This is a genomic window from uncultured Tissierella sp., from assembly GCF_902479755.1.
GTDB lineage: Bacteria > Bacillota > Clostridia > Tissierellales > Tissierellaceae > Tissierella > Tissierella carlieri.
Window position 1 is genome coordinate 1 of record NZ_CABSQO010000062.1, and the last position, 13,808, is coordinate 13,808.

The window sequence follows — 13,808 nt, forward strand, 5'->3', positions numbered from 1 at the left end:
TATTCCTTATATTTTTCTAAATCAATTTGATTAATAGTTAATTTTAATACTGTACCATCTTCTACATACTCTAAATTATCCACTTGATAACTATCGCAAAAATAATTTACTATGCCTTGTTTACTATAAGGTATTTTTAGGGTGACTAATCTATATTGCTGAGGTAATAGGTTTTCAATGTTTCTTAGAAGTGTATCTATATTTTCCCCATTTTTAGCTGAAATAAATAATTTATTATCCACATATTTATTATCATAAAATAAATTATGAATATCTACTTTATCCATCTTATTAAAGACTGTAATTATAGGTTTATCTAGTACTTCTAATTCCCTTAATATATTATAAGTAGTTTGAATCTGTATATCTAAATCTTTATTTGAAGCATCTACAATATGAAGCAATAAATCTGCATACTTCACTTCTTCTAGAGTTCCTTTAAATGCTTCAATTAGCCTAGTCGGGAGTTTGGATACAAATCCTACAGTATCTGTTAGCAAGAATACTTGCCCATTAGGAAGTTTTCCCCGCCTCAAAGATGTATCTAAAGTTGCAAACAGCATATCTTTTACAAAAACCTCTTTTGATTCTTCATATTCATCATTAAATTGAATTAATTTATTCAATAAAGTTGATTTTCCAGCATTAGTATAACCTACTAATGCAACAATTGGAAGATTTGAGCCTTCTCTCTTCTTTCTTTTTACTTCTCTATTTTGCTCTACTTCCTTCAACTGTTTTTCTATATTATCTACTTCTCTCAATATATGTCTTCTATCGGTTTCTAATTTCTGTTCTCCTGGCCCTCTTGTACCAATACCTCCTCCCTCTCTAGATAGGTAATCTCTGAATCCTATTAATCTAGGAAGTCGATATTTAAGTTGAGCTAATTTTACTTGCAATTTACCCTCTTTTGAATTTGCTCTATTAGCAAAGATGTCTAAAATCAGATTGGTTCTATCAACGATTTTCCTATCAATAATTTTTTCTAGATTCCTTAATTGTGCACCTGATAATTCATCATTGAAAACTACAGTCGTAATATCAAGTTCTTCACAATAGTTTTTGATCTCCTCTGCTTTTCCTGTCCCTATAAAGTAGGCTGCATTTATACTTTCTTTCTTTTGTATTACCCTAGAAACTACTACTCCTCCAGCAGCTTTTACTAATTCTTCCAATTCATCTAAAGAGTTTTCAATATCAATTGTATCAGTATCAAGTTCTACTCCAATTATAAGAACTCTCTCCATATTTGCTATTTCTTGGCTCAATTTATCAACTCCCGAAAAATCATTATAATTATATTCTTATTTTTATTATATCACTATTTTAATATTTTATCTAACAATATGTGTATGAATCCAGCTATAGAGGACACAATTCATATAATATAATTTTAAATTATTTCGTAACCATATTGTAATCATGATTTAAACCATCTAATATTAACATTATAATATTTCTGTGGTATAATTAACTAGTTAAGCCTTTTCTCAATTAAGGAGGTAATTTTATGGATAATAACAATAATAATGATAATAAGAAAAAGAAAAAAAAGAAAGGATCTACTAAAAGAACTGTTTTTAAGTCTTTAAAGATATTTTTAGTTGTATTTTTAATGTTATCAGTTATAGCAGGCGGAATAGTAATTGGTATAGTTCTATCTATTTTGAAAGATGTTCCAACAATAGATCCTTCAAAGATTAATGCATCTTTAGATCTAACATCAACTATATATGATGCAAATGGAGAGCTTGTCGAAAAAATTCAGGCACCTGAATTTAGAACTATGGTGAAGCTAAATCAAATGCCACAACATCTTAAAGATGCATTTATTGCAATAGAAGATGAAAGATTTAAAGATCATATAGGTGTAGACCCTAAAGGCATTATATCTTCTGCCATAGATAATTTAAAAGCTGGTGCTGCTATCAGAGGTGCAAGTACAATTACACAGCAATTGGCAAGGAATGTTTATCTAACACTAGAGAAAAGTTGGGATAGAAAAATTAAAGAGGCTTATCTAGCTCTTCAAATTGACAAGGCTCTAACAAAAGATCAAATACTTGAGGCCTATTTAAATAGGAATAATTTGGGACAAGGCGCTTATGGAGTTCAGGAAGCTGCACAAACTTACTTTTCAAAGAATGTTGAAGACCTTACTATTGCAGAATCTGCATTATTTGCAGGCATAGTAAAATCTCCGACTAAATATGCACCTTATCGTACTGTAAGTCCTGAGAATTTCGATAGTACAAAGCATTATGAAGTTGGGAGATTAGAAATACTAGGAGAAAAGTATATAGCAATATATAACGAAGAGGCTGTAAAAAGACAAAAAATTGTACTAAAGAAAATGTTAGATTTAAATAAAATCACAGAATCAGAATATCAAGAAGCATTAAATGAAAATATCAAGGAAAACCTAAAACCCGGTCAAAAGAAGATTGAAGGAATTTCTTCCTATTTTACAGATTATGTTAAAACTCAGGCAGTTGATGCCTTAGTAAAGAGGTTAGGATATACAAAAGAACAAGCTCAAGATGAATTGTTTACAGGCGGACTAAAAATCTATTCAACTATGGATGTAAAACTTCAAAGAGAACTTGAAGATGTATATAATAATTTTACTGAGATATTAGTCGGCAATCCTGAAAAGAAAAAAGGTCCTATATTAGTGGATTGGAGATTAAATAAGGCTAAAGATGTTATTGATGAAAAAGGTAATATCATCTACTATAGTCAAGCCAACTTATTTAATGAAAATTTTGAATTAGTATTGGAAAAGGGTACTTATGAGTTTAGAGATAATAACCTATTTATTAAAAATAAGAAACTTACTCCATATCCAAAACATATAGATGTTGCAGACTATTATACTATCGATGATAGAAAAAATTTAGTAAGTCATAGTGTTGGTTCTATCACAATACCAGCAGAGAATTATAATGTTTCTGACAGTAAAGAAATTAAAATAGGCAGTGCATATTTAAATAATAACAAAGACTTTTATAGAGTTGATGAAAATGGAAACTTATTAATCAGTGAAAAATATTTCTTTAGATCTAAGGATGGTATTGTACAACCTCAATCAGCTACTGTTGTTATGGACTATTGGACAGGACAAATCAAAGCTTTAGTTGGAGGTAGAGATATTGAGGGTGCTAGAATCTTAAACAGAGCTACTGCATCTCAGAGACAGCCTGGTTCTGCTATTAAACCAATAGCTGCTTATTTACCAGCATTAGATAATGGCTATACAGCTGCAACTCCAATAGATGATATTCCTTTCTATTATAAGGGACAATTATGGCCTAAAAACTGGTATAAAGGATATAGAGGTATCCATACTTTAAGACGTTCAGTTGAGCAATCAGTTAACGTAAACTCTGTAAAGACTGTAGAATCAATAGGTATACAAACTTCTATGGCTTATTTAGAAAAACTAGGTATTATTAGTAAAACTGATCCTGAAAATGATAGTTTCGTTACGGCTAAAGAAAATGGAGTTAGAAATGATGAAACCTTATCTGCACTAGGATTAGGTGGTATGACAAAAGGTATAACTCCTCTAGAATTAACTGCTGCTTATGGAGCTATAGCCAATGGCGGTGTATATATAGAACCTATAGCTTTTACTAAAATAGAAGATAAAAATGGCAATATACTAATTGATAATACGCCAAAAGAAACTATGGTAGTATCCCCTCAAGTAGCATATATAATGTCAGATATTTTGAGAACTACTGTATCAGATGGCCTTGCAGGAAGAGCTAAGATTTCTAAGATGGCAGTAGCAGGTAAGACCGGTACAACAACAGATCAGGCAGATATTTGGTTTGCTGGATTTACTCCATATTATGTTTCTGCTACATGGATAGGAAATGATTCACCTAAAATTACCCTAACGAATAATAGTGGTACAGCTGCCCAATTATGGCAACATATAATGACTAGAATGCATGAAGGTCTAGAAAGTAAAACATCTTTTGAGAAACCTAGTGGTATAGTATCTGCAAGGATATGTACCAAATCTGGTAAACTAGCCACAGAACTTTGCACCCACGATCCTGGGGGCAGTGCTGTTAGATCTGAGATATTTGTAAAGGGTACTGAACCTAAGGATTACTGCGATGTTCATGTTGAGGTCACTATAGATAAAACTAATGGAAAAATTGCTAATGAATATTGTCCTGAAGAAAACAAAGTTAATAAAGTATTTGTAGAGCGTACTCCGCCATATTTCCCATCAGAACATAATGGTATAGTACCTTCAGACTTCCAGTATACTGCACCAACAGAAATTTGTGATGAGCATAACCAAAGCACAGTTATACCACCAGATCCTATTGAAGATGATGATTTTTATTTCCCTCCACTTCCATGGGATAATGAAGATAATGATGACGAAAATGAAAACTAAGGCTAAGCCTTAGTTTTTCGTTTTTGGATTAAAAATTACCGCCATTATATAGCCAAATAAAATTGCAGCAGCTACTCCACCTGCTGTGGCCTGTAATCCCCCTGTAAATGCCCCTATTATTCCCTTTGTTTTTGCTCCTTCTATTGCTCCTTGAGCTAATGCATTTCCAAATCCAATTATTGGTACAGTAGCTCCTGCTCCTCCAAATTTAACAAGGGGTTCATATAGTCCAATTCCTCCTAATATAACTCCGGCAGTAAGAAATGAAACTAATATATGAGCGGGAGTTAATTTAGTATTATCTAATATAATTTGACCGACTACACATATTAACCCTCCAACTATAAAAGCTTTGACATATTCCATTTAATCACCCCTAACCTTTACTTACATCTATTGTAACTGCATGGGCTATTCCTGGAATAGATTCGCCCTGTTGATTTATAATCGTTGAATGAAGAGCTCCAGTAGCCATAATTAATATTCTCCTGAAATTTCCCTTCATCATTTCCTTGTAAATATATCCATTCAACACCACTGCAGAACATCCGCATCCAGATCCTCCTGCATGGGTATCTTGAGCATCACCATCAAATATCTCTACACCACAATCTGTATAGATACTAGATAAATCATATCCCTCTTTTTTCATTAAGTCTAATACTATAGATTTTCCAACCTTACCTAAATCTCCAGATATTATAAGATCATAACTAGAGGGAGAATATCCTGTATCCTTAAAATGAGTGATTAATGTATCAACTGCTGCTGGTGCCATGGCTGCACCCATATTTGTTGCATCCTTAATACCCATATCAATTATTTTACCTGTAGTTGCATAAGTTATATAAGGTCCATTGCCTTGTGATGAAAGTACAGTAGCTCCAGAACCAGTAACAGTCCATTGTGCTCCAAAGTTTCTTTGAGATCCATATTCTAATGGAAATCTAAATTGTCTTTCAGCAGAGCTAAAATGACTAGACGTAGCACACACTACTTTGTCTGCAAATCCTCCATCTATAAGCATCGCTCCTAAAGATAAAGATTCTGTCATAGTAGAACAAGCTCCATAGAGACCATAATATGGTATACTTAGAGACCTTGCCGTATAAGTGGAGGAAATTATTTGATTTAACAAATCTCCTGATAACAAGTAGTCTATATCATTATTAGTTAGATTTCCATTTGTTAATGCTGCTTTTATTGTTTCTTCTTGTATTTTAGCTTCAGATTTTTCAAATGATTCTTGCCCCCACATATCATCTTCTAATATCATATCAAAATACTTCTTAAGAGGCCCTTCACCTTCTTTTGGTCCCACTATTGTATAAGTACTTACTATTGAAGGTGGATTCTGAAATTTGACTGTCTGTGAACCAAATTTTTTTATTGCCATACTTTTATCTCCCCTTAGTAAATAATAAATGTAATACACCTACAATTACGGAACTGCCTACTCCATATACCAGTACAGGACCCGCTATAATAAACATCTTTGATGCTACTCCAAAAATAAAACCTTCTGTCTTAAATTCCATTGCTGGGGATACCATTGCATTAGAAAATCCTGTAATAGGAATAGCTGCTCCCGCTCCACCGATTTGCCCTATTTTATCATATACTCCAAGCCCAGTAAGAAAGGCACCAATAAATACTAGGATAATGGATGTAGCTGAAGCAACAGCTTTCTCATCAAGCCCTTTTTTCATTAACCAGCTTCTTATAAGCTGTCCTATAGTACATATTGCTCCTCCTACTAAAAAGGCTAATATAATATTTTTCATATAAGTAGGCTTTGGAACCTTCTTTTCTGAATATTTTTGATAATCTTTTTTATTCATATTCTCCATTTATTTCATCTCCTCTACTTATTAAATAACCAAAAATATAATGAACCTGCTACCTTTCCACCCATCAAAGCCCATATAACATATCTTAAATTATCCTTTATTTTTAATTTTTTTGATAATACTGGGATTACATTCAATACCTCAGCTAAAGCAGAAGATAGTAATCCGATAAAGATTCCATATAACAAGCTAATGAGTATAACAATGATTTTATATAAACTCATATGAAAATTTGAAAAATATATTATAACAAATAGTACAAATGATAAAGTTATGGTAAATTGATAAACTTTAACCTGTTTACTTGTTTTAGTGATTTGAACTAATCTTGGAACTATTTGAAGTATAGTAATAAAAGCTGCTGCTGCACTACCAACTGTCAATCCTCCTCCAAAAGCGATTATTATAAGTAATAGTTTTACTACCATATTGCACCTCTTTTATGGTTCTTCTTTCTTTTTAGTTTCATTCAGTATATGTTTTTCCATATCCTCATCATATAAGAATAACTCTATCTCCATAGGCCCCGGCTCCTTTTTTCTTCTTTCACTAAAACTGAAAACCCTCGTAAAGAACAATAATACTCCTACCCCTATTCCAATTGAATACGGAATAGTCATAAGTAAAGGAGTGCTCTTTTTTACTCCGGTAAAAGTAAAATATAGTTTTTCCAAGGATTCTTTGGCGTTCACATCAACATGAAAATTTACTATAGCTATACTTGCACCAAAGAATAAAATTAAACATACTAAAGTTACTTTAATAAATTCAAAAAATGGTCGTTCCTTTTGTTGAGATTTATATTCTATTAATATCTCAACCTCTCCCAGTAAGATTAAGTCGATACTAGGAAACTCCTTTAATACCTTTTCCGCTATATCTGTTGCAGTTAAGTAATCCCAATCCTCTTTCCCCTTCTTTGTATGAACTATGATATTTTCAGTAGCTTTCTTTATATATGGATTTGAACAATATACTTCTCCTAAATCCTTAATCAATATATCTTTCTCAGGCTCAATGGCAGCTTTTTTATTTATAATTATATATACTTGCTCTTTATCCATATATCTTACTCCACTCTAAATTATTATCTACAAATTGCGCTTTTTTTGGTACTTCTTTATTAGTTATTTCTTCTTTATACCATAAGAGCCCTCCTGCAAGAATTAGAAAAATCATTAGAGCAATAATTATCTTTTTATAATTTAATTTACATGCCATCTAATCACCCCATTCTAAGATTATTATCTGCTGTATTTCTTTTTTCATACAAAAAATTATCTAATAGGTAAATTTTACAATTAACATCTCTCAATCCGAAAGATTCAAAATTATGCGAATGAATTATTGATTTAATTATGCAAAGTAATAAATATAATACGGTTTATTTTTCATAAATTTGTGATAATCCATAAATTATAGTAATATTGTGTTATAAATGTATATATAAAGCAGTTATACTTATTAAAAGCACTATCTTTTATTTGCAATACAAATAAATTAATAAATGTAGCAAGTCAGAAAATAAAAAAAACCAGAAAATTAATCCTAGCTTATTTGAGTTACTACCTTTTATAATATTTACACTTTATTTGTTTATACTCCTTATTTATTTCTCTACTTAAATATATATTCCTTTTCTAATGTAGCCTTTATTATATAAAGCAAAAAGGCATATATCATGCCTTTGCTAAACTCTTTCTCATCTCTTCTATTATCTTTTTCTCTATTCTTGAAACTTGAACCTGAGATATACCTAATTGATTTGCTACTTCAGTTTGAGTTTTGTCCTTAAAATATCTTAAAATAATAACTTGCCTGTCCCTAGGCTTTAAACTTGCTAACATATCTTTTAATACTATGTTATCAACTAAATCTCTATCATCCTCTGATTCATTGCTGATTTTATCTATTAGATATAGTGGAGATCCATCATTCTGATGTACAACATCATAAAGATACTCTGGATGATATGAAGCCTCTAGGGCCATTACTATATCTTCTTTATCCATTTGTATTTCATCGGATATCTCTTGAATAGTAGGTTCTCTTCCAAGTTCCATAAATAGCTTTTCTTCTGCTCCCTTGGCTTTTGCAGCTGTTTGTTTTAGCGACCTACTTACCTTCACTAAACCATCATCTCTTAAAAATCTCTTAATTTCCCCTATTATCATAGGTACTGCATAAGTTGAAAATCTAACATCAAAGGTCGTATCAAATTTATCAATGGCTTTCAATAAACCTATACTACCTATTTGAAATAAATCATCTACTTCATATCCTCTATTCATAAATCCCCTTAACACTGATCTAATAAGCCCTAGATTAGAGGATACTAATATATCCTTGGCTTCCATACTACCATTCTGTGCATCTTTAATAAGCTCCATGGTCTCCTCATGGGATAATAAAGCCTTATTTTCGCTGCTTGCATTCATATTATCTACTCCTTATCCAAAAGGCTTTTAAATCTTTTCGTCATACGTACTATTGTACCTTTCCCTTTAATACTTTCTATCTCAAGACTATCCATGAAAGTTTCCATAACTGTAAAACCCATACCTGACCTTTCTAGATTTGGCTTAGATGTGTAAAATGGCTCGCGAGCTTTGTCTATGTCAACAATTCCCATCCCCTTATCTTCAATAATTATTTCGATTTCATTGCCTTCAATTCTTGACTCAACAATTACTATACCTTCTCCATATTCATAACCATGTATGATAGCATTTGTGACGGCTTCTGATACAGCAGTTTTAATATCTGATAGTTCTTCTAATGTAGGATCCAGCTGAGATGCAAATGCCGCCACTACAACTCTTGCAAAGGATTCGTTGTTTGATTTACTCAAGAACTCTAATTTCATATAATTCTTTTCCACTATTTTCATCTCCTTTATAAGTTTTCAGCTGCTTCTTCAATTGTTGGATATACATTAATTATCTTGAGCAATCCAGACATTCTAAGCATCTTGTCCACATATGCATTATCACTTACTATAGCTACCATCCCACTTTTATCAATACAATTTCTATACCTTCCCATAATAAGCCCAATGCCTGAGCTGTCCATAAAAGTCAGCCCCCTTAAATCTAATATTATGTTTTTAATTCTCTGATCAAAATATTGTTGATCTATCTTTTCCCTTACATTTTCGGTAGTATGATGATCTAACTCGCCTTTAAATTGTACCAACAGATTGTTTTTATGTTTTTCTACTGATAGATACAAAATATCCCCTCCTGTCTATTTTCATATCTATATATTCTATATATGTACCCGATTCTCCTTCAAAGAATATTGACTATTTTTGTTGTTAAATGAAAAAAAGAGTCTAAAAAGACTCTTTTCATTACATTTTTTTGCAAGCTTCTACTACATGGGATAGAAGAAGTGATGTAGTTACTGCACCAACGCCACCAGGAACAGGTGTAATCATAGAAACCATTTCAGACACCTTTGGATAATCAATATCCCCACTTAATTTTCCTTCATTATCTAAGCTAACTCCTACGTCTATGCACACTGAGTTCTCATTAAAATATTTTTCATCAAAGAATTTTGCTTTACCCAGTGCTGTAACTACTACATCAGCTTTACTAGTTATTTCATGTAAATTTTTAGTTCTAGAATGGCAAATAGTAACAGTAGCATTTTTCTCAAGCAGCATCATTGCTAAAGGTTTACCAAGTACCATAGATCTATTAACAACAACCACATTTTTACCTTCTAGAGCTACATTGTTATATAAGAGTATTTCCATAGCTGCCTTTGGAGTACAAGGTGTAAATCCAGTCATATTTCCTTCAAATATCTTAGCCAAATTTAATGGATGCATACAATCTACGTCTTTCAAAGGAGATAAAGCCTCTCTTATTTTAGCTTCATCAATATGTTTTGGTAAAGGTCTAAATACAAGTACTCCTGATATGGAATTGTCCTGATTTAATTCTTCCATCAATGCTATTAACTCTTCAGTAGTCATATCTACATTTCTTTCAAAAACTTTAGAGCTTATTCCGATTGCATCACAATTTTTAATTATACTTTTTTCATAAGAAACATCATCAGGGTTATTTCCCAATCTAACAATACCTAAAGTAGGTATTTTTCCTATTTTAGCAAGTTCTTCAATGTCCTTTTTCATCTTTTCCTTAATTTGAGCTGCAACAACATTTCCTTTTAAAATTTCCGCCATCTAACAACACCTCTTTCATCTATTGTCTACAATTAAATTGTAGTGACAATTCAAATTATAACATATTCCCTTTTTAATTCAAGAATCCCTTATTAAAAAAGCACCCGAATATAGTGATACTGAAAAAACCCTCTCATATTACATCTTTATATTTTTTAGCATGGATAAAATACCGCCTAAATTTTAGATGAAAAAGTCAAGGAAGCGCTATGTGGATTTTCCTTGACTCCAATATTAATAGTAATCAATCATCAATAAAATTTTTTATTGGCTTGCTTGGATCCAATCTAGCTAAAGCAAATCCTGTATACCCAAAAACAACAGCGATTATTGGATTAATTAGACCTAAGAAGTGGAAACGGCCATATTGGAAGGAACTTACACCTAAAGTAGCAAAATAAACCGCGCCACAAGTTGACCATGGGACTAGGCCTGATGTTAGAGTACCTGCATCCTCTAATATTCTAGATAGATTCTTAGAATGTAGATTTAGTCTTTCAAATACTGGTCTAAACATTTGCCCTGGTATTACAATAGCCATATATTGGTCAGCAGCCATAAAATTCATAGCAATTGATGAAATAACAGTTGAAAGGATAATAGAACCTCTTTTTCTAACTTTTCTTAGTATTGTTTCTAATATAGTATCTATCACACCTATTTGTTTAATAAGTCCACCAAAAGTTAAAGCACAAATAACTAGCGCTATTATCTCTAGCATTGAACTCATACCTCCCCTGTTTAGAAGCTTGTCTACTAGCACATTTCCTGTTGTAACTTCAAATCCATACATTATATAATATAATGTATTTTTTAATCCGTGACCTTGGAATAAGGAGAATAATATACCGACAAAAGTGCCACCAATCATTCCAGGTACTGCAGGTGCTTTAAAAATAATCATTAAAATTACTGTTAGAGGCGCTATAAATATCCATGGAGTTATGATAAATATGCTATCTATAGATTCAAGAACTGAAAAAATTTGCTCAATATTTACTGCAGTATTCTTATAACTAGTTCCAATAAAACCAAAAATACTTATTGCAATTAAGAAGCTAGGAATAGTAGAGTAAAGCATATGCCTGACATGATCAAATACATTAGTACCCGTTACCGCAGCAGCTAAATTAGTGCTATCAGATAATGGAGAAAGTTTATCTCCAAAAGATGCTCCCGTTACTACTGCGCCTGCAGTAATAGCTGGAGGAATTCCCAGTGCGGCACCTATTCCCATAGCTGCTGTTCCTATAGTACCAGCAGTTGTCCATGCACTTCCAGTTGAAACAGAGATAACTGAACAAATAACTGGTAATAGAAATAAAAACATATTTGGAGTAAATAATTCTAATCCATAATATATTAGCCCCGGCACAATTCCTCCAGCAATCCAAGTTCCAACTAGCATTCCAACTATCAAAATAATAAAATTTGCTTGCATTACCATAGCATTTGATTCAATCATTGCTTTTTCCATATCATTCCAAGAATGGCCTAAGTATTTACCGATAAAAGCAGTAAGTATTGAAGCTGCAATTAAAGGAATATGAGGTTCCACCTCAAGGATAATTACACCTGGAAGCATAAAACCAATTAGTGCAAGAAATGGTACAAGTGATAGTAATAATGACGGTTTTTTAACTTCTGATAATGTTTTGTCCATACTTACCTCCTCAAAACTTATTTTTATTTAAATTACTTTAAATAATTATTTATGCAAGACTTATGCCACTTTAATTCGTTAATTTAATTGTGTCAAAATCAATAGAACATAAAATTTGCAAATTTTGATATATTAGTTGATTCTAGATGCTATTTATTGCTTATTTCTACCTATAAATATTATAAATCTAAATTATATTTACTTGGAAATTAACTGATATTTCAAAATTAAAAGCCAATGTTCTATGTTAAATGCCCTTATCTGAGCAAATCGCTCAGATAAGGGCATTTAATTAGAAATTTCATCTATAGTTCAGCTACAATTAACACATTAAAAGAGTATTGTTCTCTTACTAATTCAATTATTTCTCATACACAATAACGCCTCTCTTAGCTAGTTCACTAACCATTTTCTCAAAACGTTCTCCTACAAAAATATTTTCTGGTTCAACTACTCCTCTCATCCCCCCATCATCATGTGCAATAATCATTGCCGCTATTGATGATGGATAAGCAGTTGTTCTCTCCATAGATGTGATTCCTATTTCTTCATCACTATAGTCTAACAATTCATATGATTTCTGTACATATTTTCCGTCTTTTAATCCTTTTCCCACCACATATAGATAAGTAAAGTCTCTAACTCCAGGTATCTTTTCCATCAAATTATTGAGAATCACTTCTGAAGAATCTCTTGGAATTACTTCTACTCCATTTACATTTATTGGCTCTTTGCTAAAGAAACCAGCGTCGTTTAATATTTGCATTGTTTGATAATGTCCTGGATAACGTAATGTATATTCAGCTGCCTTTTTAACATCTTTTTCTAACATAGTCTTATTTAGACTATATAAACCATCTGTCTTTAATGCATCAACCATCCCATAGCCAGGAATTAAAAATGTTTCAAGATTATCAAGAGCATCTTCAACTGCTAATTTTCCATCTTGAATCACTGTTGGTGGAGTTAAGTATAAGTCTAGAAGAGCTTCAACATTAAATAAAATCATATAATCTAATGGAGCTACTCCCCTTTTAGTTGGAAGTCCACCACAATAAATCAAGGTTTCCTCTAGCTGATCAAATTCATGAGCAAGTTGACCTGCACAAATATTTCCAAAGCCTGGTACTATACCTAATCCTGGAACTGCTAAAACATTTGCTTTTTTCAATTCTTCATCAAATTCATAATGTTTTTCCCACATCCAATAGTCTGTAAAAACAGCTTTTTTATCTCTGGTTTTACTTAAAGCATTATAAAATCTTTCGGTAATTTCCCATGTATGAGGTAGGCTGTTAACAATCACATCAACCTTTGACATTAGAGCAACCGTTTCTTCTTCATTATAAATATCAAATTTTTCTACAGAAAGTTTATCATTGTTGATAAGGTTTTTAGCTATCTCTAAATTTTTATCATCAATGTCTGCTATTATTACCTCACTGCCACTTTCAAACTGTAAAATATCATATGCTACTGCTCTCCCTTGAAGACCACAGCCTAATACTAAATATTTCATAATATATAACCTCCCCTTTTTATTTATTATCTTTCAATTATTAATAAAGCAAAAATCATGCCAATTAACTAACAAGGGAACTATGCATTAATTGATAAAAAAATCATGACCACCCGTAAAACGGGTGGTTTGCTCTAGCCCTATAAGGGCATGGT

General features: G+C 31.9%; 14 protein-coding genes. 1 reads left to right on the plus strand and 13 read right to left on the minus strand.

Translation table 11 applies throughout. The features are described from left to right. A partial coding sequence (gene hflX, locus RDK80_RS18995) for a GTPase HflX (RefSeq protein WP_374041686.1) occupies positions 1-1,250 on the minus strand: 1,250 nt, incomplete at its 3' end. Between the two features lie 263 nt (positions 1,251-1,513). On the opposite strand from hflX, the gene RDK80_RS19000 reads away from it, so the two are divergent. After that, positions 1,514-4,423, plus strand: a complete 2,910-nt coding sequence (locus tag RDK80_RS19000) for a PBP1A family penicillin-binding protein (RefSeq protein ID WP_308525196.1) — start codon at positions 1,514-1,516, stop codon at positions 4,421-4,423. Positions 4,424-4,432: 9 nt separating this feature from the next. Here RDK80_RS19000 and spoVAE read toward each other — a convergent pair whose 3' ends face one another. From spoVAE to RDK80_RS19060, 12 genes are all read right to left on the minus strand, one after another. After that, on the minus strand, positions 4,433-4,789 hold the full coding sequence (gene spoVAE, locus RDK80_RS19005) for a stage V sporulation protein AE (RefSeq protein ID WP_094904259.1): 357 nt from the start codon (positions 4,787-4,789) through the stop codon (positions 4,433-4,435). A gap of 10 nt (positions 4,790-4,799) precedes the next feature. Continuing rightward, positions 4,800-5,819 (minus strand): stage V sporulation protein AD, encoded by a 1,020-nt coding sequence (gene spoVAD, locus RDK80_RS19010; protein ID WP_308525197.1) that lies wholly within the window; start codon positions 5,817-5,819, stop codon positions 4,800-4,802. Between the two features lie 4 nt (positions 5,820-5,823). Then, entirely contained in the window at positions 5,824-6,273 is a 450-nt protein-coding gene (gene spoVAC / locus RDK80_RS19015) for a stage V sporulation protein AC (protein WP_094904257.1), read from the minus strand. 14 nt (positions 6,274-6,287) lie between these two features. Next, the gene (locus tag RDK80_RS19020; protein WP_216561235.1) at positions 6,288-6,701 is read right to left on the minus strand and encodes a stage V sporulation protein AB; all 414 of its coding nucleotides are present in this window, start codon (positions 6,699-6,701) and stop codon (positions 6,288-6,290) included. Between the two features lie 12 nt (positions 6,702-6,713). Continuing rightward, positions 6,714-7,337 (minus strand): stage V sporulation protein AA, encoded by a 624-nt coding sequence (locus tag RDK80_RS19025; protein ID WP_308525198.1) that lies wholly within the window; start codon positions 7,335-7,337, stop codon positions 6,714-6,716. Next, the gene (locus RDK80_RS19030; RefSeq protein WP_158220191.1) at positions 7,330-7,494 is read right to left on the minus strand and encodes a hypothetical protein; all 165 of its coding nucleotides are present in this window, start codon (positions 7,492-7,494) and stop codon (positions 7,330-7,332) included. The genes RDK80_RS19025 and RDK80_RS19030 overlap by 8 nt, the downstream gene beginning before the upstream one ends. Positions 7,495-7,952: 458 nt before the next feature. Continuing rightward, positions 7,953-8,711 (minus strand): RNA polymerase sporulation sigma factor SigF, encoded by a 759-nt coding sequence (gene sigF / locus RDK80_RS19035; RefSeq protein ID WP_094904254.1) that lies wholly within the window; start codon positions 8,709-8,711, stop codon positions 7,953-7,955. Positions 8,712-8,716: 5 nt separating this feature from the next. Next, the gene (spoIIAB, locus tag RDK80_RS19040) at positions 8,717-9,163 is read right to left on the minus strand and encodes an anti-sigma F factor (RefSeq protein WP_201260070.1); all 447 of its coding nucleotides are present in this window, start codon (positions 9,161-9,163) and stop codon (positions 8,717-8,719) included. A gap of 5 nt (positions 9,164-9,168) precedes the next feature. Then, complete coding sequence (spoIIAA, locus tag RDK80_RS19045; protein ID WP_094904252.1) at positions 9,169-9,504, minus strand: anti-sigma F factor antagonist; 336 nt, start codon at positions 9,502-9,504, stop codon at positions 9,169-9,171. Positions 9,505-9,625: 121 nt separating this feature from the next. Next, positions 9,626-10,471: a bifunctional 5,10-methylenetetrahydrofolate dehydrogenase/5,10-methenyltetrahydrofolate cyclohydrolase gene (locus tag RDK80_RS19050; protein ID WP_094904251.1), complete on the minus strand. Its 846-nt coding sequence runs from the start codon at positions 10,469-10,471 to the stop codon at positions 9,626-9,628. A 244-nt stretch (positions 10,472-10,715) separates the two neighbouring features. Further along, positions 10,716-12,134 (minus strand): Na+/H+ antiporter NhaC, encoded by a 1,419-nt coding sequence (gene nhaC, locus RDK80_RS19055; RefSeq protein WP_308525199.1) that lies wholly within the window; start codon positions 12,132-12,134, stop codon positions 10,716-10,718. Positions 12,135-12,495: 361 nt separating this feature from the next. Beyond that, entirely contained in the window at positions 12,496-13,653 is a 1,158-nt protein-coding gene (locus RDK80_RS19060) for a saccharopine dehydrogenase C-terminal domain-containing protein (protein ID WP_308525200.1), read from the minus strand. Between the last annotated feature and the right edge of the window lie 155 nt (positions 13,654-13,808).